This window comes from Ruegeria sp. YTSA064 (assembly GCF_059610325.1).
Genome location: NZ_JBXWNK010000006.1, coordinates 22,390 through 46,159, shown reverse-complemented (window position 1 = coordinate 46,159; position 23,770 = coordinate 22,390). Strand labels below are relative to the sequence as shown.

Below are 23,770 nucleotides of genomic sequence, written 5' to 3'. Positions count from 1 at the left end.
TACCTGTGAAAGAGGAGACCGCCCATGGCCCCAAGCTCTTACCAGCCCCCGACCCGTGGCGACAAGGCCGCGAAGGCGACTCGCAGTCAGTCAGTTGAAACAAACCTGTCGCACACACAGACAACGGTTTCAAAACTGCTGGAAGGCAAAGGGGATGCTGTTTTTTCTGTACGACCCAACGATACGATCCATTCAGTTGTAGATATCTTACGGGAAAAGCGCATTGGTGCGGTTGTGGTCACGGATCAGAATGGTTCGTTGCAAGGGATCCTATCTGAACGTGATATTGTTCGCCGAATGGCGGAAACACCCGGTCAGACATTGCCTCAATCTGTGGCCGACCTGATGACGACTGAGGTCAAAACCTGTAGCCCAGACGACTATCTGAACGATGTGCTGAAAACTATGACCGAGGGTCGCTTCCGGCACATGCCTGTTTTAAGTGACGGCAATTTGCGCGGCGTTATTACTATCGGGGACGTAGTCCATTTCCGATTGAAGGAACTGGAATATGAAGCGCTTAGAATGAAACAGATGATTGTCGGCTAACTCTTAAGCCAATTCCCAGTCGATTCCGGTGTGACTCGCCGAGATAAATCGGACAGAACCGGGTGAGATTTCCGCGGCAGTCAGTCGGTCGGTGACGAATGCACCGGTGTCGATAGAAATGACGTCATTCTCAATCATGGGCTCGTCGACGATCGTATGCCCATGCACTACCCACTGCCCGTCTTTTCGACGTTTCTTACGAAATTGCGGGTGTCCCCAGAGGCAGGTGCTGTCTTGCTGTCCGTCGACCAGCTGCGACGGGTCAAGCGCAGCGTGAACAACGGTCACATTGCCACTTGTCCAGGTCAGCGGACGATCAAACAGCCAATCCACAAGGGATTGCCCCATCGCACCCCGAAGCGCTTCAGCGACGGCATCTGGATCAGAGAGTTCAATATCTGTCAGGTCAAATGAGGCCAAGGTCTGGGCACCACCATTGTGCAGCCAAACACGCTCCCATTTTCTTGGATCATGTAGAAACCCAAGCAACATGTCCTCATGATTGCCCTTAAGGCAGATCGCTTTCTTTTTCGAACGTGTGTCGAGGTGATGCAACTGACGCAACACCTGTGCGCTGTGCTCACCTCGATCAACGTAGTCGCCAACAAACACTGTGGGACAATCATCGTCCAATGCAGGCAAAAGCATCTGCAGGAGGTCCAGCCTGCCATGAAGGTCGCCGATGGCATAGAACTTCTCTGTCGGTGCCAGTGAGGATGTGCCTATTACCTGATCAGGTAGCGCTTGGGACGCAAAAAGCCTTTTGATCCATCCGGTTAGCATATCGCCTGTTACCTTCTGAGACAAAAACGGCGCAGCATCAGTCGAAAATAGGGCACCGGAGTGCCTTTTGACTGATCAACTCTGAGAAAAAAATCGGTTCCAAAGGATGGAACCGATCAATACTGTCTATCCGCCGAAATCGTCGAGCATAATGTCTTCGCGATCCACGCCCAGATCCAGCAGCATGTTGATGACCGACTGGTTCATGATCGGCGGACCACACATGTAGTATTCGCAATCTTCAGGTGCGGGGTGGTTCTTGAGGTATTCTTCGAACAGAACGTTATGGATAAAGCCGGTGTAGCCTTTCCAATCGTCCTCGGGTTGGGCATCCGACAGAGCGACGTGCCATTCGAAATTGTCGAACTCTTTGGCCAGAGTGTCGAAATCCTCGACAAAGAACATTTCTTTCTTCGAACGCGCGCCATACCAGAAACTGATCTTGCGGTTGCGGTTCTCAAGACGTTTGAGCTGGTCAAAGATATGACTGCGCATCGGGGCCATACCAGCACCACCACCGATGAAGACCATCTCTTTCTCGGTCTCGCGAGCAAAGAACTCACCAAATGGACCCGAGATTGTGACTTTGTCGCCCGGTTTCAGGTTGAAGATATACGACGACATCTGACCCGGCGGGATACCTTCGGACCCCGGAGGGGGCGACGCCACGCGGACGTTCAGCATGATCATGCCTTTTTCATCCGGGTAGTTGGCCATGGAATAGGCGCGTTCGATCGGTTCGGCGACGACGGATTTGTACTGCCACAGGTTGAAGCGATCCCAATCCTCGCGGTACTCCTCTTCGACGTCGAAATCCGTATAAGCCAACTGGTGCGCGGGCGCTTCGATCTGGATGTAACCACCGGCGCGGAAGTTCACATCTTCGCCTTCAGGCAGGTCCAGTGTCAGGGCCTTGATGAAGGTTGCTACATTCTCGTTCGAACGAACGGTGCATTCCCATTTTTTGACGCCAAAGACTTCTTCAGGAACTTCGATATCCATGTCCTGCTTGACGGCAACCTGACAAGATAGGCGATCACCGCAAGCCGCCTCACGCTTGGTGATATGGCTTTCCTCGGTGGGCAGGATAGATCCTCCGCCCGAATGCACTTTAACACGACATTGCGCGCACGTCCCGCCACCGCCGCAGGCCGATGGGACAAACAGCTTCTCCGCCGCAAGCGTTTGCAGCAGTTTGCCTCCTGCGGGAACCGAGATAGTTTTCTCGCCATTGATGGTGATGTTGACATCACCGGTCGACACCAGCTTGGATCGGGCCGCCATAATGATGGCCACCAGCGCCAGAACGATCAGGGTAAAAAGGATTACGCCAAGGCTAAAAGTTTCCATTGCGCCCTCCTTACAGTTTCACGCCCGAGAAGGACATGAAGGCCATTGCCATCAGACCTGCGGTGATGAAGGTGATGCCCAGCCCCTGCAGGCCATCTGGAATGTCCGAATATTTCAGCTTTTCCCGAACACCTGCCATTGCGGTAATTGCCAGCGCCCAGCCAAAGCCCGAAGACAGGCCATAAGTCGCGGCCTCGGCAAAGTTATAGTCGCGTTCAACCATGAACAGCGAGCCGCCTAGGATGGCGCAGTTCACTGTAATCAGGGGCAAGAAGATACCCAGCGCGTTGTAGAGTGGCGGGAAGTACTTATCGAGAACCATCTCAAGGATTTGCACCATCGCGGCAATCACGCCGATATACGAGATCAGACCAAGGAAAGTCAGGTCCACATCCGGGAAACCCGCCCAGGCCAGCGCACCCGGTTTCAGCAGATAACTGAGCAACAGGTTATTGGTCGGCACAGTGATCGCTTGCACGACCATGACCGAGATACCCAAACCCAGTGCAGTCGAAATCTTCTTGGATACGGCGATGAAGGTACACATCCCCAAAAAGAAGCTGAGCGCGAGGTTTTCGACAAAGATCGCCTTTACGGCCAGAGAAATAAGCCCTTCCATCAGTGCGCCTCTACCTGCTGGATCTTATATTCACGTTCTTCGACCTGGTTCGGCTTCCAGGTGCGGAAAGCCCAGATCAGCAGGCCGATCACGAAGAAGGCCGAAGGCGGCAGCAACAGCAGACCATTCGGTACATACCAGCCGCCATTATTCACAGTTTGCAGGATCGTCACGCCGAACAGGCTGCCCGAGCCAAACAGTTCGCGGATGAAACCAACCAACATCAGGATCAGACCATAGCCGAGGCCGTTACCTACACCGTCGATGAACGAAGCAATCGGAGGGTTCTTCATGGCAAACGCTTCGGCCCGCCCCATAACGATACAGTTTGTGATGATCAGGCCAACAAAAACCGACAGGGTTTTCGATATCTGGAAAGCATAGGCCTTAAGGATCTGATCCACCAAGATCACCAGTGAAGCGATGATCACCATTTGCACGATGATCCGGATCGACCCCGGAATCTGGTTGCGCAACATGGAGATGAACATTGACGCGAACCCGGTCACGAAGGTCACTGCCAGCGCCATAACGAAAGCAACCTGTAGCGATGAGGTCACCGCAAGTGCGGAGCAGATGCCCAACACCTGCAGTGTGATCGGGTTGTTGTCGACGAGCGGATCGATCAACAGCTCTTTCTTGGTCTGGGACATCATAGATCTCCTGCTTGCAGTTTGGCCAGGAACGGGCCGTAGCCCGCATCGCCCATCCAGAATTTTACCAGGTTATCAACACCGACAGAGGTCAGCGTGGCACCAGCCAACGCATCGACATAAAAATCGGCACCAGCTGCGGGCTGAGATTTGGCGACTGTGATCTGCAGATCACCCGCATCGTCCCGCAGTTTTTTACCGTTCCACAGCGCTTTCCAGCGTGGGTTATCCACCTCGGCACCTAGACCCGGGGTTTCACCATGCTGATAGAACTGAAGGCCGTAGATATCGTTGCCGTTATTCTCCAAAGCAATAAAGCCATAGAGCGTCGACCAGAGGCCATAGCCATGCAGCGGAAGGATCACCTTTTCCAGATCACCGGCATCATCGCGCAGCAGGTAGATGACGCGATACTTGGCCTTGCGACCGATCCCGGCCGGGTCATCGTCCAATGCAACGCTTAGTTCCGGATCACTGGCAGCAGCGATATCATCAAACGTGGCAGGATCGAACTGGTCGTCCACGAAGTCACCAGCGGCAAGATCCAGTACATGCGGTTCAAACGCGGCGAAGGCTTCGGTTACATTTATACCGGGTTCATAAACACCCGCGACTTGCAAAACATTGACCTGCTTGTCCTTCAGCTTGTTCGCTTCCTGCACAGGGCGCAAGCTGACCGCAGCGGCTGATACGACCATCGACGCAACTAGGCATACAGCCACAGCGACGAAAATCGTCTTGCCAACAGAATCCGGCGAGGCCGCCAGAAACTTGGCAATCGCGCCTTTAGGTTCTTGGGATTGCGGATCAGACATGGCGACGCGCCCTCCGTTTGATATTTGCCTGGACGACGAAATAGTCGATCAGCGGTGCAAAGACGTTTCCGAACAGGATCGCCAGCATCATGCCTTCGGGGAAAGCCGGGTTCACCACACGGATCAACACAACCATGACACCGATCAGCGCCCCGTAGATGTAACGCCCAACATTGGTGTGGCTGGCAGAGACGGGCTCGGTGACCATAAAGGCCAGCCCGAAGGCATACCCGCCAAGTACGATGTGCCAATACCAGGGCATGGCGAACATTGGATTGGTGTCCGACCCAATCACGTTCAGTAGCAGGGTAAAGCCGATGGTTCCGGCCAGACATCCTAAGATCAATCGGTAGTTCGCGATCTTGGTCAGAAGCAGGAAGCCCAAGCCGATCATACAGGCCAGTGTCGATGTCTCACCGAAACTTCCTTGGATGGTGCCGTAGAATGCGCTGGACCAAGTGATGCCTTCGGCGGCCAGAGCCTGAACCCCCTCGGCTGCAGAAACAGCTAGGGCAGTGGCGCCGGAAAACCCGTCAACAGGTGTCCAAACCGAGTCGCCAGACATCTGAGCCGGATACGCGAAGTATAGGAACGCACGGCCCACAAGCGCGGGGTTGAGGAAGTTCTTGCCGGTCCCGCCAAAAACCTCTTTGCCGATCACAACACCGAATATGATGCCCAGAGCCACCTGCCACAGTGGTGTCGTTGCCGGCATGATAAGCGTGTAAAGCATAGAAGTAACAAGAAAACCCTCGTTTACCTCATGGCCCCGCACTGTCGCGAAGATCACCTCGAAGATACCGCCAGCAACCAACGTCACAATATAGATTGGCAGGAAGTAGAGCAGCCCGTGCGCTACATTGGCAAAGATACTGGACGGGTCCAGCGAGATGCCGAACATCTGCAAAAGGGCGATCCGCCAGCCTGTGGCCGCATCAGGTCCAAGCGCGGCAATTGCCGAGTTCGCCTGATAACCGGTGTTCCACATCCCCCATAGAATGCAGGGGATCGTGGCGATCACGACATAGGTCATGATCCGCTTCATATCCACATAGGACCGCGCGTGAGGGGCGACGGAGGTTACGGTTTTCGGAGTGTAGATGAAGCTTTCTACCATCTCGTAGATGGGAAAATACTTCTCGTACTTACCGCCTTTGGTAAAGTTCGGCTCGATCCGATCAAAGAAGCTGCGCAAACCCATTCGGCTCAGCCCTCCTTTTCAATCTTGCTAAGGCAGTCGCGCAGCGCCAGCCCGTATTCATATTTCGCCGGGCAGGCAAAGCCCACAAGGCCCAGATCTTCTTCGTCCAGCTCTAACGCACCAAGCGCTTGGGCGGTATCGGTATCCATCACCAACAGAGCGCGCAGCAGCTGTGTCGGCAGGTAATCCTGTGGCATCAGCTCTTCAAACGTGCCGGTCGGAACCATTGCGCGTCGTCCACCATTCAGATTGCTGGTAAACGCATAAAGCTTTTTGGCAAAAGCAGACCCCAGGACCGGCTGAACGGCAAATTTCGACGGCATGGGGAGAATCCAACCCATAGTGATCTGGTCGGGATCTTCGCGGATGATGGTGATCTGACGTGCAAAACGACCGAGATACGCAGTCGGGCCTTCAGCATGGCGTCCAGACAGGATCGAACCCGATATGATCCGAGCGGCTCCATCGACATTGACCTCATCACGGATCAGATCGTCAGTTGAGGCGCCCATGACCGTACGGATCAAACGTGGTTGCCGCGCACCCGGTCCGGCCAGTGCGATCACAACATTCGGATCAAGGTGGCCGGATTGCATTAGGCGTCCGATGGCAATCACGTCTTGATAGCCAATTGTCCATACCTGCTTGTCAGCGGCTAAAGGCTCTAGAAAGTGAATATGTGTCCCGGCCAGCCCGGACGGATGCGGGCCCGAGAAAGCCGCTGCCTCAACCTTAGGAAGATCAGCACCTGGGATGGCTTCTCCATCTTTGTAGCAAAGATAGGTTTTTCCTTCAGTCAGATGTGAGATTGCGACCAAACCTACCGTAAAGGCCTCTGATGCATCGGCGATTACCACGGCAGCATCTGCAGCCAGTGGATCGCTGTCCATCGCGGTGACAAAAATCGCTGCTGGTGTTGTCCCCGGTTCGGGCATCTTCGAATAGGGTCGCGTGCGGAAAGAAGTCCACAGCCCGGCCGCACACAGCTTGGCGGTGATACCAGCGCCTGAGACCGCATCACCAACGCCCGAGAAATCAACCCCGGTATCATTGACGTCGGATATTTCGATCACGACGCTTTGAAGAACACGCCGCGCACCACGGTTAACGGCAACAACTTTCCCACTCAACGGTGCGACCATCATCGCCTCTGGCGCATCCTTGTGACAAAACAGCGGCGTACCGCGCTGAACATCATCCCCTTCCTGAACCAACATGCGGGGTTTTAGACCTAGATAGTCCCCCCCCAGAACGCCAACACTGGAAAACTCAGGCCCCGGTTGGATGTTTTGCTCGGGCGCGCCTTCAATCGGCAAATCCAACCCTTTTTTTAGTTTGAAAGTTTGCATGTCGCTACGTTCTTCCAAGCCTCTGTCCTGCGCCTGCTGCTTGCCACCTTACAATGATGGCAACAAATATCACGATTTTTCCGATCAGTCCGGTCGCAAAAGCACTACAAACCGACCAGAATCCGCAAGCGTAATTCCGATCAAAGCTCCTTTACGCGGGGATGCACGCAAACGCAAACCTGTTACCGCTCTATTTCGAACCGGAAATTCACATTCTTATGATTCAGTTTCACATTGAGTGGATTTTTGCCCTCAATTTGTATGTCGCACCTAATGTTCATCCGGTGTAAGCAGCCTGAATGAAAGACGAAGATGATCTCGAGATATTTTTGGTCGCCACGCCCGGCCTCGAAGCGCCTCTGTATGCGGAAGCGATCGAGGGGGGATTTGGTAGTCCGCAAAAACTCGCGGGTGGTGTTGTTTGCCGTGGGGGCTGGCGTGAAGTCTGGCGTGCCAATCTTGAGCTAAGGGGTGCCAACAAAGTTCTGGTACGGCTGGGCAGTTTTCCCGCAGTCCATTTGGCGCAGTTGGACAAGCGGGCACGCAAGTTCCCTTGGGCCAAGTTCCTGAGACCCGATATTCCGGTAAGGGTCGAGGCAACCTGCCGTAAATCACGCATCTATCATGACAGGGCGGCCCGCCAACGTATTGAACGCGCCATTTCTGAGACACTTGGCGCGCCGGTCTCATCTGATGCCACTGTTCGTGTGCTCCTTCGGATCGAAAAAGATATTTGCACTCTGTCGCTGGACAGTTCCGGTGAGCCATTACACAAACGCGGCCACAAACCCGCCATTGCCAAGGCTCCGATGCGTGAGACCATGGCGGCCATGTTCCTGCGCGAATGTGGTTATGATGGATCTGAGCCGGTCTTGGACCCGATGTGCGGCTCGGGCACGTTTGTTATTGAGGCTGCTGAGATAGCGCTTGGTCTGATGCCGGGAAGATCACGTAAGTTCGCTTTCGAGAACTTTGCCAGCTTTGACCACGATGCTTGGCACGAGTTGCGCAAGCGGACTCAAACGCACGAAACCGAGTTGAAATTCTTTGGTTCCGATCGGAATGAGGGCGCAATTGAAGCGTCGCGTTCGAATGCAATGCAGGCCAATGTGGATCAGATAACCCAGTTTCAGCACCGTTCGGTCAGTGACATCAAACCTCCCACCGGGCCGACGGGGCTGATCATCGTGAACCCCCCTTACGGGGCCCGCATCGGTGACGAAAAGCGCTTGCGATCACTATATGGCAGCCTTGGCAAGGTACTCGCCAACCGTTTTCACGGCTGGCGTGTGGGCATCGTCACCACGACACCTGGACTTGCTCGCGCTACGCGCCTGCCTTTGCTCCCGCCCGGTCCGGTCGTCGATCATGGCGGAACCAAAATTCGGCTGTTTCGCACTGAGCCATTGAAGTGAGATGCGGTCCAATTCCCACTTGGACTTGTTGCGACGGTCGCCATTCTGCCCCCGTGGTTTACCCTATACCGATCTCAGAAATCCTCTTGCACATCCAAATCGCGAGGTATAGATCACCCGCCACGGTCGGAGTGTAGCTCAGCCTGGTAGAGCACTGTCTTCGGGAGGCAGGGGTCGGAGGTTCGAATCCTCTCACTCCGACCAATATATTAAGGGCATTCTGCCGTTTCAGCTTATGGTCAATTTGCTGGATTCTGTGAGCCCTCACACACTTTCAGCGATGAACTAGTGTAAATCCACTGCCCTTTTGGTGATTGGATGTATCCCCGCCGCAAGATTCAAAACGGCAAATCGAAGTGTCAGAAACCCTCCAGACAACCACTGGTTTCTCCGGTTGGAATTTCCGAAATCACCGATTTATGGACGGGCTGTATATATGTCACCCGCGATGCAGTCGACGTATTCGGTTCAACGGACTTCGCATTCAAAAAATTTTGGAGTGCAAAAAGTGCTGCACCAGAGAACAGCCTGGGCGACTGGATTGCGATCAGCGATGCGCCGTCTACAGCGGAGGTTGTGTCGGTGCGATACATGGGATAAGCAATCCCGCCATCTGCAATTGCGGGACCTACAGCGTGATTGGCCAAAACAATGTTCAACCGCTGTGAAATCTATCCAAGAAAGGCCTTCATGATGCTTGACCTCACCCGCTTTCGTCGTGACTTGCACACGCACCCAGAGATCGGCTTTGACCTTGTCAGAACGCCCCGCCTGATAGGCGAGCAATTGGAACAAGCTGGCCTGGAGGTCACGCGTGGTATAGGTAAGTCCGGCCTTGTTGCAACGCTGCGCCGAGGCCCAGAGGGAACCGCGTTTGGATTTCGCGCCGACATGGACGCGCTGCCAATAGACGAGGCCAATACATTTGCCCATCGTTCAGACACCCCAGGCAAGTTCCATGGATGTGGTCATGATGGGCACAGCACAATGCTATTGGGTGCGGCCCTAAAGCTTGCGGATGACCCGACGCTAAAGCGAACCATACATTTCATATTCCAGCCCGACGAAGAGAACGGAAATGGAGCCGCCGCGATGATTGCGGATGGACTTTTCGACAGATTTCCCATGTCCGCGATTTTTGGACTGCATAATATGCCTGGTATGCCGCTTGGTCATTTTGCAACGCAGTCGGGAGCGTTTTGTGCGTTCGAGGACAATTTTGAGATTCAGATTGCTGGCCAAGGCGGTCATGCTTCGATGCCGGACAAAGGAATTGATCCTATCGTGACGGGCTCGGCGATTGTGCTGCAGCTACAATCGATCGTATCTCGGTCGTTACCGGCAAGCAAACATGCGGTCGTTTCTGTCACTGAATTCCTCACAGATGGAGCACGTAATATTCTGCCAAGCAACGTGGTGTTGCGGGGGGATTGCCGTGGCTTTTCCAGCGAGGTGTCTGCCACTATCGAGACCAGAATGCGTGCTATTGTGGAGGGCGTGTGTGCCGCGCAAGGTGCCGCGGCGACGCTAAAATACTCAACATCTTTCAGACCGCTCAAGAACAACCCTGAAGCCACTGCAACCATCGTCAGTGCTGCGCGCGAGGTAGGTTCGGTAGATGCGGAATTTGGTCAAGTAGGTTTCTCTGAAGATTTTGCCGAGTTTCTGACACACCGCCCCGGCGCGTTCATCCTGATGGGTAACGGACTAGACGGTCCGGCTGCGATGCCCCTGCACAACGCGTCTTATGACTTTAACGACGATGCACTGGATCACGGTGTCGCGTTCTGGGTCAATCTCGCCCATCAGAGCACCTAATTTGATGGCGTCTTTTTAACAAGCCGCCACCCTTGGCTTGTGCTGTTCGACATCCTGACAATTAACGTATTTGGTTACGCTTGCGGATGTTCAGCCCGACCGTCTATTGGTAACGGTTGGGCTGTTCAATTGGATCACAGGCATTCAGCCAGTGAGTTTGCCAAATTGCGAATGACTTGCGGATAAAGCTCAACCCCGGGATCAAGGTCAGAGCCCAGCGGGTCAATTACGGCAGTCTTTGCTTCTGTACCGTCTAAAACAGTTGCAACAATTCCTGGGTTGAATTGCGGCTCAGTCAAAACGCACTCAATACCTTCTTTCCGGATACGCCCCTGAATGTCCGAGATACGCGCCGGGCTGGGATCGGTTGCATCGCCAAGAGAAATTGCGCCAGAAGCACGGAAATTAAAAGCGTCCTCGAAATACTGATAGGCGTCATGGAATACGATAAAACGACCGCCTTGAACTGGCTTCAGTGTTTCAGCTACCTCATCTGACAATGCTGCCATTTCTTCGCGCGCTGCAGCCGCATTTGCAAAATATGCACCAGCGTTGTCAGGATCAGCGGCAGAAAGCTGGGCCGCAATGACATTCAGCCAGATTTCTGCATTCGCCGGTGAAAGCCAGGCATGAGGATCATGCTCGCCGTGCCCGTGATCGTCATGATCCGCATGATCATTGTGATCTTCGCTATCGTGATCATCGTGATCGTCGTGGCCATGATCATCATGTGCGTGCTCTTCTTCATGATCGTGCTCATCATGCTTTTCGTCTTCCGCATGATCATCATCATGACCATGGTCATCGTGATCCCCATGGTCATGTGCTTCGAATAATGCGTTCTCACGGAAATCAAGCAGAACCGTTCCATCCGATTCCAGAAGCGTTGTGACCGTGGCACCGTCGCTGAGTGTCTCGACAGCACCTTCCAACCAGGGTGTCAGATCCTCGCCAATCCAGAACACCAGATCAGCCTCTTGCAGCGCAGAGGCTTCCGAGGGACGCAGGTTGTATTCGTGCGGCGATGCGCCCGCTGGGATGACCAGATCAGGTGTTCCAACACCTTCCATAACACTGGCTACCAACGAGTGGACGGGTGCAATGTCGACGGCCACCTTTGGGGCATCCGCCATGGCTGTTCCACCCATTAACGCAGCGGTGATCGATTGTAAGAGCAGCTTTCTGGACATCAGACCCTCAGTGTGATTGTATAACATTGCGAGCGACATACATGATATGGAATAACATGACAAGTGAAGCCACTCCCAATCCTGTTTGCGACGACGCACTTGTTGGGTTTCATAAACACGATCACAAAAATTGCGTTGAGACTGCGCTGACCACAGCTGAAGCTCGGTGCAAACAAGAAGGGTTACGGCTAACGCCTGTGCGGCGAAAAGTACTTGAAATGTTGCTCCAGGAGCATCGTGCCTTGGGGGCCTATGCTATTCTTGATGCGCTGCGCGAGGAAGGGTTTGGTTCGCAGCCACCAGTGGCTTACCGTGCGCTTGATTTTCTTGTCAAAAATGGATTTGTTCACAAGATCGAACGTTTGAACGCATTTGTCGCGTGTTCTCATCCCGGAGCAGACCATTCGCCGGCGTTCATGATCTGCCGAAAATGTGACGCTGTGGCCGAAGCGCAGTCTGCACCAGCCAAAGGGATACTTGGCGCAGCTGCACGTGCAACGGGTTTTGAAATAGAGCGAACGGTTGTAGAAGCCGAAGGGCTTTGCCCCAGCTGCACTGAAAAGGCGTAGAAATGACCTTGATCTCTGTTGAGAATCTCAGCGTGCGTTACGGCGCGAATACAGTTTTGCGACATGTAGATATGGTTGTAGAGGCCGGAGAGATAGTAACCATCGTCGGTCCCAACGGATCAGGCAAGACCAGCCTGTTGAGGGCCATCATTGGTGCAACAAAACCAGCCGTAGGACAGGTTTCATTGAAACCAGGATTGAAAATTGGATATGTGCCTCAAAAACTGCACATCGATCCGACACTGCCAATCTCGGTCGAGAGGTTCATGCGGCTGACCGATCGCGTTTCCAAAGTAAAATGCGAGAAAGCGCTCGAAACTGCCGGGGTGCCGGATCTGCTGAAACGACAGATGTCGCAATTGTCAGGTGGGCAATTTCAGCGCGTGCTGTTGGCTCGGGCCCTGATAAACCAACCAGATGTATTGCTATTGGACGAGGCAACGCAGGGACTCGACCAACCGGGATCGGCTGCGTTTTATCACCAGATCGAAGAAGTCAGGCGCGAAACGGGATGCGCCATTCTGATGATCAGCCACGAATTGCACGTGGTCATGAGCGCCTCAGATCGCGTGGTCTGCCTGAACGGGCACGTGTGTTGCGAAGGCTCCCCCGCTGTGGTGGCCTCGGCCCCGGAGTACCGCGCTCTGTTCGGGACAGGAACAGGCGGTGCGTTGGCCTTATATCGGCATGATCATGATCACGATCACGATCACTGTGAAACCTCTCAAGAAGCGGCAGAATAATGCTTGATGATTTTATGACACGCGCAACGCTGGCAGGCGTTGGCGTGGCTTTCGCCGCAGCCCCGCTGGGCTGCTTTGTCGTGTGGCGTCGGATGGCGTATTTCGGAGATGCCACAGCGCATGCCGCAATCTTGGGGATCGCGCTTTCCCTGACATTTCAGTTGTCAGTCTTTACCGGGGCGTTGGCCGTCGCGCTTGCGATGGCCCTTACCGTAACACTGTTGTCCGGGCGCGGGTATGCGATGGATACTCTGCTAGGTGTTATGGCGCATTCCGCCCTCGCATTTGGCCTCGTCGCCGTTTCCTTTCTGTCCGGCGTACGAATTGACCTTATGGCCTACCTCTTCGGCGATATCCTTGCCGTATCGCGTACTGATTTGCTTGTAATCTGGGGCGGCGCCGTCCTTGTCGTAGCGCTGATCGCGTGGCGCTGGTCTCACCTACTGACGGCCACGTTAAATGAAGAACTGGCATATGCCAGCGGCTTCAACCCCAGACGCGAGCAGTTAATCCTGACATTGGCGCTTGCCATAACAGTGGCAGTGGCAATCAAGGTGGTGGGTGTTCTTTTGATCGCAGCAATGCTGATCATACCTGCTGCAGCGTCTCGAAGTTTGGCGCGATCACCGGAATCGATGGCATTGATCGCCGCCGCTATTGGCGCATTCTCGGCGGTCACTGGTCTAAGGGCGGCCTATATGTTCGATACACCTGCCGGGCCGTCCATCGTCTGCGTGGCCGCAATTTTATTTGCCTGCCTCAGTGTCGTCGGATTGCAAACACGCGACCGATCCAAGCTCAATTAGGTTCGACGCAAAATCTGCGCAGGCGTTTCATTCCTTTAGTCATGATGGACATGATGTACCCGACACCCGCATTCGGTAGAATTGCCCTACGGTACTGAGAGCTTAGTCACAGCCCGCCATTCAGGTCTGATTCAGGGTTATAGATGTCGGATTTGAGAGTATCCAATTCACCAAAATAAAGCGATTCTTTGGAAAAAGGTCTGATTCATGCGATATTCCGGTTTCACCGTCATCAAAGAAGCGCTTCGCGGTCACAAAGGATGGAAACCGGCGTGGCGTGATCCCGAACCCAAACAGAAATATGACATTGTCATCATCGGCGGCGGCGGTCACGGTCTGGCGACGGCCCATTACCTTGCCAAAGTGTACGGCTTTCGCAATGTTGCTGTGATTGAGAAAGGCTGGATTGGCGGCGGCAATGTCGGGCGCAATACGACCATCATACGTTCAAATTATCTGCTGGATGGTAATGAACCTTTCTACGAATTCTCATTGAAACTGTGGGAAGGTCTTGAACAGGACCTGAATTACAATGCAATGGTCAGTCAGCGCGGGATTATCAACCTGATCCACTCGGACGCACAGCGCGACGCCTTCACGCGACGCGGCAATGCCATGATCCTAAACGGCGCGGATGCCGAACTGCTGGATGCCGAACAGGTACGCAAGGAGTATCCGTTCCTCAATTTTGACAACGCGCGTTTCCCGATCAAAGGCGGTCTGGCTCAGCGACGCGGCGGCACCGTTCGTCACGATGCCGTAGCATGGGGCTATGCGCGCTCGGCGGATAGCCACGGCGTCGATATCATTCAGAATTGCGAAGTCACCGGATTCCACATCGAAAACGGCAGATGCGTGGGCGTTGAAACTTCGAGAGGATTCATTGGGGCCGGTAAGGTTGGCTGTGCCGTTGCTGGGAATTCGGGGCGTCTGATGGGAATGGCGGGTATGCGACTGCCGATTGAAAGCCACGTGCTGCAAGCGTTTGTCTCCGAGGGTTTGAAGCCGCTTCTGCCGGGCGTCATCACTTTTGGTGCGGGACATTTCTATGTCAGCCAATCCGATAAAGGCGGCTTGGTATTTGGAGGCGATATCGACGGCTACAACTCCTACGCTCAGCGCGGAAACCTGCCAGTAGTTGAAGATGTCTGCGAAGGCGGCATGGCGCTGATGCCAATGATCGGCCGCGCGCGGCTGCTGCGCATGTGGGGCGGAATCATGGATATGTCCATGGACGGGTCACCCATTATCGACCGCACACATATCGACGGACTCTATTTCAATGGCGGCTGGTGCTATGGCGGCTTCAAGGCCACTCCTGCATCGGGCCATTGTTTCGCGCATCTGCTGGCAAAGGACGAGCCGCACCCAACCGCGACCGCCTATCGCTTTGACCGCTTTCGCACCGGTCGAATGATTGACGAAAAAGGTATGGGCAATCAGCCCAATCTGCACTGAGGAAGCCAAGAATGATCATCCAACATCCATTGCTGGGTCCCCGTGACAGTTCAGAGTTCGTGTATCTGGGTGACGCGTCCTTGATAGACCGTCCCGACTGGCAGGCCGAAAACGCAGCTGAAACATTCTATGACTACGCCTATCTGCGCGACAATCCAGCGGGCGAAAACCGTGAGCTGTGGTTTCACGAAGGGGGGGATCGATCCTGGCTCGTCGTGACACGCAATACGGTTACGCATGAGATTTCGAAAGTGGAGTTGGCGTGTGATGTAGCCCGGATGCGAGGACGTTCCAAATGACCCAAGTCAACCGGCTCAACGGCGGCCAAATCGACCGCACCAGTACTCTGAATTTCAAATTTGACAACCGCAACTTCACGGCGCATCCGGGAGACACTCTGGCATCCGCCCTTCTAGCCAACGGCGTGCGCCTGATTGGGCGATCATTCAAATACCACCGCCCCCGTGGTATTTTGAGCGCCGGGTCTGAAGAGCCCAACGCCTTGGTTGAACTGCGTACGGGCAATCGAAAAGAACCCAACACACGGGCCACGACGATCGAGATGTTTGACGGGCTCGAAGCGCATTCTCAGAACCGATGGCCAAGCCTCAGGTTTGACGCGATGGCGATCAATGATCGGTTTTCAAATTTTTTGACCGCAGGCTTCTACTACAAAACCTTCATGTGGCCCGCCGCATTCTGGGAGAAGCTCTATGAACCTGTTATCCGCCGGGCTGCAGGGCTGGGCACCATGTCGATGCAGGAAGACCCTGATGAATATGACAAGGGATTTAGGCACTGCGACCTTCTAATTATCGGCGCGGGTCCGGCAGGATTGATGGCAGCGCTGACCGCCGGTCGTGCGGGGTCCGACGTGATACTGGCGGATGAGGATTTTGTCCTCGGTGGTCGTTTGAATAGCGAAACTTACTCGCTGAACGACGACATCGCTGCAAACTGGATTACACAGACGGTGGCTGAGTTGTCCGCGATGCCGAATGTCCGCCTGATGCCGCGCACAACCGTTATCGGTGCTTTTGATCATGGAATTTACGGGGCAGTCGAACGGAAAGGAGATCATCTGTCCGCTCCATCCGAGGGCAAACCCCGTCAAATCCTATGGCGCATCTATTCTGGGCGCGCCCTCTTGTGCGCGGGCGCAACCGAGCGCCCGATTGCCTTTGAGAACAATGATCGGCCAGGCATCATGCTAGCCGGAGCGCTGCGCAGTTATGCTAACCGTTTCGCCGCCACCCCCGCGCAACGCGTGGCTATTTTCACCAACAATGACGATGGCCACCGCACCGCAGCCGATCTGCACGCCAAAGGGGTGAAAATCGCGGCCGTTGTTGACATTCGGCCCGAGGCCCCACTGAACGGTGACTATGAGGTGCTGCGCGGCGCTGAGGTGATCGATACCAAAGGGCGTCTTGGCTTAACTTTCGCCGAGGTCAAATTGGCCGACGGCTCAAACCGCACATTGGATGTTGGTGCGCTTGGTATCTCAGGCGGTTGGAACCCGAATGTGCACCTGACCTGCCACCAACGCGGTCGCCCGGTCTGGAATGAGACCCTGTCTGCCTTTGTCCCCGGCGATACGTTGCCTCCGGGCCTGACAGTCGCCGGAGCCGCAAATGGCATCATGTCCACCCATGGTGCCTTGAAATCCGGTGCCGAAGCCGCCACCCACGCACTTGACTTGAAAAGCGATGCCATCGCGATACCAACGGCCGAAGATGCTCCGGTCACTCAGACGCCATTCTGGTATGTCCAAGGCTGCTCGCGGGCATGGCTGGATCAACAGAACGACGTAACTGTCAAAGACGTAAAGCTCAGCCATCAGGAAGGCTTCCAGTCGGTCGAGCATCTCAAACGTTACACCACGCTGGGCATGGCAACCGATCAGGGTAAGACTTCGAACATGGGCGGCTTGGCAATTATGGCCGAAATCGCCGGGAAATCCATTCCGCAAGTCGGCACCACTATCTACCGCCCACCCTATACGCCAGTGCCAATAGCAACCTTTGCGGGCCGTATGAGGGGGAAGGAATTTCACCCCACCCGTCTGACACCATCACACCACTGGGCCAAAGAGCGCGGTGCAGTGTTTGTTGAAGTCGGCAACTGGTTGCGCGCTCAATGGTTCCCGTTACCGGGAGAAACGCATTGGCGGCAATCCGTTGACCGCGAAGTGCGCCAGACTCGTGCCTCGGTCGGGGTGTGCGATTGCACCACGCTGGGCAAGATTGATGTACAGGGCACCGATGCAGCGGATTTCCTGAACCGTATCTATTGCAACGGTTTTGCCAAGCTAGCCGTCGGCAAAACCCGCTATGGGCTTATGCTGCGTGAAGATGGCATTGCAATGGATGATGGCACCGCAGGACGGCTGGCCGAAGATCATTTTGTGGTTACAACAACGACGGCCAATGCGGTAAAAGTTTACCAGCACATGGAGTTTGTCCGGCAATGCCTATTCCCGGACATGGACGTGCAATTGATCTCGACCACCGAAGCCTGGGCACAATACGCTGTTGCTGGCCCGAATTCACGTAAGTTGCTGCAGAAAATAGTGGATCCGGAATTCGATATCTCGAATGACGGTTTCCCCTTTATGGCCTGCGGCAACATTACCGTTTGCGGTGGATTACGTGCTCGTCTGTTCCGGATATCATTCTCGGGTGAATTGGCATTCGAGATCGCGGTCCCATCCCGCTATGGCGATGCCCTCATGCGACGATTGATGGTCGAAGGCGAAGAATTCAACGTGGTGCCCTATGGTACGGAAGCATTGGGCGTTATGCGGATCGAAAAAGGTCATGCGGCGGGCAACGAACTAAACGGGACCACCACCGCACTGAACCTTGGCATGGGTCGGATGGTATCAAAGAAGAAAGATAGCATTGGCTCAGTTCTGTCAGAGCGTGAAGGGCTGAACGAGGCTGATGCGTTGAACATGGTCGGCGTCAAACCCGTGAACAGCGCGGATAAGATCACCGCTGGCGCGCATCTCATGGATGCATCCGGTCCGGTCGATGCAGCGAATGATCAGGGCTATGTCACCTCAGCCGCCTTCTCGCCTTCTCTGAACTGTTATATCGGTCTGGGCTTTCTGAAGAACGGAAGTGACCGTCATCGCGAGAAGATGCGCCTTGTGTCGCCGCTAACCGATCTGACCGTCGAGGTCGAGATTGTTTCGTCCCATTTTGTCGACCCTGAGGGAGAACGGCTCCGTGCATGATCTTATCGCGTTAACCGCACTTGGTGGAGCGGACCCGGAAACCTGCACTATTGGCAGCGTAACCTGCAGTGAAGTCCCCGATGTTGCGCTGGCTTCGGTCGCGGCGCGCCTGGGGCGTGAAGGCGAAACTCATTCGGCGTTGGCCGCTTTGATCGGGCAGAAGGCACCTGGTATCGGTCAGTTTTCAGGACAAACCCTCATAGCCTTTTGGGCTGGACCCGAACAATGGATTGTCGAGGCTCCCTTTGAAAGTCATGAGGGTCTTGCGGAATTGGTGAAAGATGGCACCAAAGATGCTGCTTCGGTGTCCGAACAGACGGATGCCTGGGCCCGGTTTGATCTAGAAGGTCCCGATGTTCAGTCGGTGCTGGAACTATTGTGCAATCTGGACTGCAGAAATTTGGCGACAGGCGGCGCAGCACGAACCTCAATTCATCACCTCGTATGCTTCCTCCTGCGCCGGTCAACCGATTTTTTCAGTATATACGCTCCGCGATCTTCAGCCCAATCTCTGCAACATGCGATTGTCACCGCAATGAAATCCGCATTGTGACACGCAGTTCAGCTTGAGGGCAGCGGAGCATTATCCTCAACTCGAAAGCGGTTGATCCGACGGCGGTCCTCGCTTGGGCTCAAGCCGAAGGCTGCGCGATAATGTGTCACCAACGGTGCGACAGAACTATATCCGACTGCTGCCGCAATCTCAGAGATCGGGTCTTTTGTATAAACCACCATCTGCCGCGCCGCCTTCATACGCATCGCGCGAAAATAATGGCTGGGGCTTTGTCCGGTGGCCTGCTTGAATGCGCGTTCGATCTGACGCGGAGTGACACCCGTCTGACGCGCGACCTCGGTGATCGAAATCGGCTGACCGACGCTGCCCGCGAACAACTCGATCGATTTGGTAACAAGCGGCGGCAATCTGTCACCGGAATCCGATTGACGGACATTCGGAACCTGTTGTTTTACACTCGTTCCACGCATCATCGGGTGCTGGAACCAGCAAGCCACTTCATGCGCGACCTCACTACCCAATCGATCTTGGATCAGATGCAGGGCCAGATCAAAGGCTGCGGCTGCCCCTGCCGCGGTATAACGATTGGCACCAGATACAATCACCTCGCGACGAGCCTCGATATCTGGAAACTCGGCCTCAAAAGCAGCCTCATAGCACCAATGTACGGAAACCGGAAACCCAGTCATTACCCCTGAGCGGACCAAAGGGAAAACGCCACCACTGATACCCCCAATAACGGTTCCATGTCGCGCGAGCGCGCGCAATGCACCATTGCCCTGCTTTGGGTCCCGGAACCCGGCGACGGGACTGCTGAGCATGAAGAGGATATCGATGGATTGACAATCAGATAGAGGCCTGTCGGCCTCGAACCCAACATTGGCGCTGGACCTGACTTTCTGCCCTGCCTCAGAAACCAGATGCCAGCAAAAAGCCTCCTGTCCCACTATCTCATTTGCTGCCCGCAAGGGTTCAATCACCGAGGTCAAACACGCCATCGGAAACCCATCAAACAGCAAAATGCCCAACTCGATTGTTTTTTCAGCCAGCATGATACTTTCACTATCAGGAAATATTGTTGATGTGTTAGCCCGTATGGAGGTTGCGATGCACGGTACATGTTTGCAGAAACAGGCAGTTCAAGTATAGCAATACGCTGAATGTCCAGAACAGAAAATCGCGACACCGAAATGCCTACCAATCTGACGCAAAATCCGCATTCCTTTCGGGCAGGCGAACGAGAGAAGGTGTTAGAAGTTGCGATCGGGCGCGAAGTTCGGGCGTTTCGCAAACAGCAAAACATCACTGTTGCCGACTTGGCCCAATTAACCGGTTTGTCGATCGGCATGTTGTCGAAAATCGAAAACGGCAACACCTCTCCTTCATTGACGACCCTGCAATTGCTGGCAAATGCGTTGTCAGTGCCGCTGACAAGTTTTTTCCGACAGTTCGAAGAACGCCGAGAAGCCGTCCACACAAAAGCCGGTGAAGGGGTGGAGCTTGAACGCGAAGGGACACGCGCCAATCACCAATGTAACTTACTGGGACACTTGGGTGCGAACGGATCGGGCGTAATCGCGGAGCCGTATTTGATCACGCTCACTGCCAAATCCGACATTTTTCCGACATTTCAACACGGCGGGGTCGAAACAATTTACATGCTTGAGGGCGAAGTAGATTATCGCCATGGGGATCAGATCTATCCGCTAAAAGCTGGCGACACTCTGTTTTTTCGACGCCGACGATCCACACGGACCAGAAAGATTGGTGAATCTGCCAGCACGTTATATTTCGATCATCAGTTACCCTCAAACAAACTGAACAATGGCATTTTCTAAAAATATCGATGCGTCCTGAGGGCATTTTCGCTATGCCGCAAGAATTGGATCTCCAATCCGACAAGCAAAAGTGTTGGTCCGGTTACAACAGCTACGCTGCCTCTGATGATGAAAGAAACTTCGTTATGAACCCGTCAAATTTCAGACGACCTATCAAGTGTCCATCAACCGATATGCCTCCTTGGCATTTCCGCCCATGATCGCGCTTTTTTCCTCGGTATTAAGCTCTGATAGCAAAGCATCTGTTGCCTCGAGCCAACGCGCGTAGGTGCTGGCCAAAGTACAAACTGGCCAATCGCTACCCCATATCAATCGACTTGGGCCAAATGTGTCCAACAAATGAGAAACATAAGGGCGTAAATCATCCACGGACCAATCAGGTTTTGCTTCGGTCACAAGGCCTGACAGCTTGCAATAGGCATCCGTGTCCACAGCCAACGCTGCCATGTCTTCCGCCCAGCCTGATACTATACCATCCCGTATGAAAGGCTTTGAGCAGTGATCAATAACCACCCGCATCTTTGGGTGGCGTGACAAAAGTTCTCGCAAAGGCTTCAGCTGACTAGGTAGTGTCAATGCGTCAAATGTAAGGTCATCCGCTGTTATTGCCTCATAAGCGGGTGTCAGCGCTTCACCAAGCATCCATTCGGGGTCTGGAATATCCTGAATCATTGGTCGGACGCCTACAAATTTCGGGCTCTGCGCCAGATGCCCCAAAGTCGCCGCCATTTCCGAGCCTTCGAAATCGACCCAACCGACGACTCCTTTGATAAAGTCTACCTGCTCTGCAAGACCCAACAGGAACTCTGTTTCGGCGACTGTGGGAGCTGCTTGCACCAAAATCGTGCCCCCGATTTCCGCAGACTCCAACAAGGGTTCCAGATCTGGTGGAAGAAAGTCACGATAAATGTCACCTAGATCAGGTGTAAGCCATCCGTAATCTGTGCGCTGTGTCGTCCAGAAATGTTGATGGGCGTCAATTCGCATGAATTATTGACCCCTATATGGATTTGTTTCAGGGATTGGTGCCGCTTCGTGCAATAGACCTCTGGCACGCAAGTCATGCCAAAACGCACTCGGAATGTCTTCGTCGGCCCAACTCATGGTGTCCTCCAGTTCACTCGTGTCTCGCAGACCTGGGATGACAGAAACGACCGCTGGATGGGCCAAGGGAAACTGTAATGCCGCAGCAGAAAGCGAGACATTATGGTCCCGTGCGCTATCGTGCAATCGCGCGATCTTTGAGGCGACATCCACCGGAATTGCTTCATAATTCCATGTATCGCCACCCACGAGAGCGCCGGAATTGTAAGGCCCACCTACAATGATCGACGTTTCGGCGGCCATACACTCGGGCAGAAGTTTATCCAGTGCCATTTGCTCCAAAAGCGTATAGCGGCCCGCAAGGAGGAACATATCCCAATCTCCGACCGCAAAGGCCTCGCGGCATATCGCGATTTCGTTGACCCCAAGTCCAATGGCTTTGATTGCTCCACTGCTGCGAAGTTCGTCCAGTGCACGATAGCCTCCATCACATAAATCTTTGAAGTGCTTATTATTTTCTTCGGCCCCATGCGTGAATTCGCCGATATCATGCACAAATAGAATATCAATCCGATCCAGCCCCAACCTTTGCAAACTGTCTTCAAATGATCGCATGATCGCGTCATAGCCATAGTCAAACCTTGGAGTGAACGGCAGCGGGTCTGGCCAACCCAGCCCGGCAGGGTCGTCATGCATCCCGAATTCAAGAAGACGCCCCACCTTCGTTGACAGGATATAATCCCGCCCACGCAACGCATCCCCTATCGCGCGCTCAGACCGACCAAAACCGTAGAATGGAGCGGTATCATAGTACCGATATCCACGTCCCCAGGTATTGGCCAGCATATCTATTGCGGCGTTGTTGTCATTTGGACGCAACAACCCGCCAAGTGGCGCGCCGCCAAATCCTAGCACAGGCAGATTCAAGCGCCCATTCAACAAACTGCGTGTCGGAAACCGCGAATTGCTCATAAACCGTGATCATCCTGTATCGCATTGCCGAGGAAGTAATTTGTCAGTTGTTCTGCTATTTCGGCAAAAACCTTTTGGGTTTCATCTATCGTCGCCGTTCTCAGATTGTCGACACGCTCGAGGTAAGGACAGCTCAACGCCGCTACGATTTCACCTGAAGGGTTAAAAATCGGAAAACTCAGGTTCGTTACTCCGATCGTAGTATCTGACACACCCCGATAGAATCCCGATTGCCGAATTACTCTCAATTCTTCAAAAAACTTTTCTCTGTCCAATGGCGGCTCACCCAATGCGAGCGGATGCTGTTCCAATAATTCTTCAATCTCATCCTCCGGTCGAAACGCTGCCAGAACCCTGCCCGTGCCAGTGTTCCACAACCCAATAACCGAACCGGTTCGAATGGCCAGTCCCCAGTGCCCCGGCGCTTCGACCGACGAAACGATGACAATATTGCCTCCACTTTCCATGCCAATCTGGCAGGATTGCCAGACCCGCTTAGTAACGCGCCGCAGCAGGGGTGTCGCAACCTCTAACAAGCGAGCAATCGGGGAATATCGTTGGGCCGTAGCAAATAGTTTCAGGCTAAGGCTGTATCCATCACCGGATTGAGTCTTTGACACATACCCATGCTGCACAAGTGTGGCGAGCATTCGAAAGATTTCATTCTTTGAACGCCCTAAGGCGCGCGCGATTTCCGTCTGGGTCAAAGGTTCCTGGCTGGTCGAAAGAAGCTCCAAAATCTCCAGACCCTTTTCCAGGGCAGGCGCACGATATTTGGCTTCGGCCTGGGCAGGCGCGGAATTCGATTGTTCTTTCATGCATTCAGTCTTTGCTGATCACTCT

23 protein-coding genes, 1 tRNA gene and 1 pseudogene are annotated in these 23,770 nt (G+C 54.1%); 13 read left to right on the top strand and 12 right to left on the bottom strand.

All coding sequences use genetic code 11. The features are described 5' to 3' along the window. Positions 1 to 24: 24 nt before the first annotated feature. Positions 25 to 549, top strand: a complete 525-nt coding sequence (locus AC2FI7_RS10430) for a CBS domain-containing protein (protein ID WP_010441346.1) — start codon at positions 25 to 27, stop codon at positions 547 to 549. 3 nt (positions 550 to 552) lie between these two features. On the opposite strand, the gene AC2FI7_RS10425 is transcribed toward AC2FI7_RS10430, so the two are convergent. The 7 genes from AC2FI7_RS10425 to AC2FI7_RS10395 form a co-directional block, all read right to left on the bottom strand. Further along, entirely contained in the window at positions 553 to 1,356 is an 804-nt protein-coding gene (locus AC2FI7_RS10425) for a metallophosphoesterase family protein (protein ID WP_029621920.1), read from the bottom strand. Between the two features lie 102 nt (positions 1,357 to 1,458). After that, a complete protein-coding gene (gene nqrF / locus AC2FI7_RS10420; protein WP_010441342.1) occupies positions 1,459 to 2,682 on the bottom strand; it encodes an NADH:ubiquinone reductase (Na(+)-transporting) subunit F in 1,224 nt (407 codons plus the stop codon). Between the two features lie 10 nt (positions 2,683 to 2,692). Next, complete coding sequence (nqrE, locus tag AC2FI7_RS10415) at positions 2,693 to 3,301, bottom strand: NADH:ubiquinone reductase (Na(+)-transporting) subunit E (protein WP_010441340.1); 609 nt, start codon at positions 3,299 to 3,301, stop codon at positions 2,693 to 2,695. Then, positions 3,301 to 3,954, bottom strand: a complete 654-nt coding sequence (locus AC2FI7_RS10410; RefSeq protein ID WP_010441338.1) for an NADH:ubiquinone reductase (Na(+)-transporting) subunit D — start codon at positions 3,952 to 3,954, stop codon at positions 3,301 to 3,303. Before AC2FI7_RS10410 ends, nqrE begins: the two co-directional genes overlap by 1 nt. Further along, a complete protein-coding gene (locus tag AC2FI7_RS10405; protein ID WP_010441336.1) occupies positions 3,954 to 4,769 on the bottom strand; it encodes a Na(+)-translocating NADH-quinone reductase subunit C in 816 nt (271 codons plus the stop codon). Before AC2FI7_RS10405 ends, AC2FI7_RS10410 begins: the two co-directional genes overlap by 1 nt. Next, positions 4,762 to 5,970: an NADH:ubiquinone reductase (Na(+)-transporting) subunit B gene (locus tag AC2FI7_RS10400; RefSeq protein WP_010441334.1), complete on the bottom strand. Its 1,209-nt coding sequence runs from the start codon at positions 5,968 to 5,970 to the stop codon at positions 4,762 to 4,764. Before AC2FI7_RS10400 ends, AC2FI7_RS10405 begins: the two co-directional genes overlap by 8 nt. Positions 5,971 to 5,975: 5 nt before the next feature. Then, the gene (locus AC2FI7_RS10395) at positions 5,976 to 7,319 is read right to left on the bottom strand and encodes a Na(+)-translocating NADH-quinone reductase subunit A (RefSeq protein WP_010441332.1); all 1,344 of its coding nucleotides are present in this window, start codon (positions 7,317 to 7,319) and stop codon (positions 5,976 to 5,978) included. A 299-nt stretch (positions 7,320 to 7,618) separates the two neighbouring features. On the opposite strand from AC2FI7_RS10395, the gene AC2FI7_RS10390 reads away from it, so the two are divergent. The 4 genes from AC2FI7_RS10390 (at position 7,619) to AC2FI7_RS10375 (ending at position 10,552) form a co-directional block, all read left to right on the top strand. Continuing rightward, positions 7,619 to 8,734 carry a THUMP domain-containing class I SAM-dependent RNA methyltransferase gene (locus AC2FI7_RS10390; protein ID WP_010441331.1) on the top strand — a complete coding sequence of 372 codons (1,116 nt, stop codon included), beginning with the start codon at positions 7,619 to 7,621 and terminating at the stop codon, positions 8,732 to 8,734. A gap of 127 nt (positions 8,735 to 8,861) precedes the next feature. Further along, positions 8,862 to 8,938: transfer RNA gene (locus AC2FI7_RS10385), tRNA-Pro, on the top strand. Positions 8,939 to 9,052: 114 nt separating this feature from the next. Then, entirely contained in the window at positions 9,053 to 9,334 is a 282-nt protein-coding gene (locus tag AC2FI7_RS10380) for a hypothetical protein (RefSeq protein WP_139056603.1), read from the top strand. Between the two features lie 90 nt (positions 9,335 to 9,424). Further along, complete coding sequence (locus AC2FI7_RS10375) at positions 9,425 to 10,552, top strand: amidohydrolase (protein WP_037321331.1); 1,128 nt, start codon at positions 9,425 to 9,427, stop codon at positions 10,550 to 10,552. Between the two features lie 134 nt (positions 10,553 to 10,686). Here AC2FI7_RS10375 and AC2FI7_RS10370 read toward each other — a convergent pair whose 3' ends face one another. Further along, positions 10,687 to 11,742: a zinc ABC transporter substrate-binding protein gene (locus AC2FI7_RS10370; RefSeq protein ID WP_496816126.1), complete on the bottom strand. Its 1,056-nt coding sequence runs from the start codon at positions 11,740 to 11,742 to the stop codon at positions 10,687 to 10,689. 56 nt (positions 11,743 to 11,798) lie between these two features. On the opposite strand from AC2FI7_RS10370, the gene AC2FI7_RS10365 reads away from it, so the two are divergent. From AC2FI7_RS10365 to AC2FI7_RS10335, 7 genes are all read left to right on the top strand, one after another. After that, a complete protein-coding gene (locus AC2FI7_RS10365; RefSeq protein ID WP_029621918.1) occupies positions 11,799 to 12,311 on the top strand; it encodes a Fur family transcriptional regulator in 513 nt (170 codons plus the stop codon). A 2-nt stretch (positions 12,312 to 12,313) separates the two neighbouring features. Then, positions 12,314 to 13,054 (top strand): metal ABC transporter ATP-binding protein, encoded by a 741-nt coding sequence (locus AC2FI7_RS10360; RefSeq protein ID WP_010441281.1) that lies wholly within the window; start codon positions 12,314 to 12,316, stop codon positions 13,052 to 13,054. Further along, complete coding sequence (locus AC2FI7_RS10355; RefSeq protein WP_010441279.1) at positions 13,054 to 13,860, top strand: iron chelate uptake ABC transporter family permease subunit; 807 nt, start codon at positions 13,054 to 13,056, stop codon at positions 13,858 to 13,860. Before AC2FI7_RS10360 ends, AC2FI7_RS10355 begins: the two co-directional genes overlap by 1 nt. 207 nt (positions 13,861 to 14,067) lie before the next feature. After that, on the top strand, positions 14,068 to 15,318 hold the full coding sequence (locus tag AC2FI7_RS10350) for a sarcosine oxidase subunit beta family protein (RefSeq protein ID WP_010441277.1): 1,251 nt from the start codon (positions 14,068 to 14,070) through the stop codon (positions 15,316 to 15,318). A gap of 11 nt (positions 15,319 to 15,329) precedes the next feature. Beyond that, positions 15,330 to 15,617 (top strand): sarcosine oxidase subunit delta, encoded by a 288-nt coding sequence (locus AC2FI7_RS10345; protein WP_010441276.1) that lies wholly within the window; start codon positions 15,330 to 15,332, stop codon positions 15,615 to 15,617. Further along, on the top strand, positions 15,614 to 18,559 hold the full coding sequence (locus tag AC2FI7_RS10340; RefSeq protein ID WP_010441275.1) for a sarcosine oxidase subunit alpha family protein: 2,946 nt from the start codon (positions 15,614 to 15,616) through the stop codon (positions 18,557 to 18,559). Before AC2FI7_RS10345 ends, AC2FI7_RS10340 begins: the two co-directional genes overlap by 4 nt. Next, on the top strand, positions 18,552 to 19,112 hold the full coding sequence (locus AC2FI7_RS10335; RefSeq protein WP_010441274.1) for a sarcosine oxidase subunit gamma: 561 nt from the start codon (positions 18,552 to 18,554) through the stop codon (positions 19,110 to 19,112). Before AC2FI7_RS10340 ends, AC2FI7_RS10335 begins: the two co-directional genes overlap by 8 nt. Positions 19,113 to 19,120: 8 nt before the next feature. Here the strand turns inward: AC2FI7_RS10335 and AC2FI7_RS10330 are convergent, their stop codons facing one another. Then, on the bottom strand, positions 19,121 to 20,125 hold the full coding sequence (locus AC2FI7_RS10330; RefSeq protein ID WP_010441273.1) for a GlxA family transcriptional regulator: 1,005 nt from the start codon (positions 20,123 to 20,125) through the stop codon (positions 19,121 to 19,123). A gap of 138 nt (positions 20,126 to 20,263) precedes the next feature. On the opposite strand from AC2FI7_RS10330, the pseudogene AC2FI7_RS10325 reads away from it, so the two are divergent. Further along, a pseudogene (locus AC2FI7_RS10325) lies at positions 20,264 to 20,894 on the top strand (helix-turn-helix domain-containing protein). Between the two features lie 170 nt (positions 20,895 to 21,064). On the opposite strand, the gene AC2FI7_RS10320 reads toward AC2FI7_RS10325, so the two are convergent. From AC2FI7_RS10320 to AC2FI7_RS10310, 3 genes are read right to left on the bottom strand one after another with little or no spacing between them, the layout of a single operon-like run. Further along, positions 21,065 to 21,898, bottom strand: coding sequence for an amidohydrolase family protein (locus AC2FI7_RS10320; RefSeq protein ID WP_010441271.1), 834 nt, complete (start codon positions 21,896 to 21,898; stop codon positions 21,065 to 21,067). A 3-nt stretch (positions 21,899 to 21,901) separates the two neighbouring features. Further along, the gene (locus tag AC2FI7_RS10315) at positions 21,902 to 22,927 is read right to left on the bottom strand and encodes an aldo/keto reductase (protein ID WP_010441269.1); all 1,026 of its coding nucleotides are present in this window, start codon (positions 22,925 to 22,927) and stop codon (positions 21,902 to 21,904) included. Further along, positions 22,924 to 23,745 carry an IclR family transcriptional regulator gene (locus AC2FI7_RS10310; RefSeq protein WP_496833369.1) on the bottom strand — a complete coding sequence of 274 codons (822 nt, stop codon included), beginning with the start codon at positions 23,743 to 23,745 and terminating at the stop codon, positions 22,924 to 22,926. The genes AC2FI7_RS10315 and AC2FI7_RS10310 overlap by 4 nt, the downstream gene beginning before the upstream one ends. Positions 23,746 to 23,770: the final 25 nt, after the last annotated feature.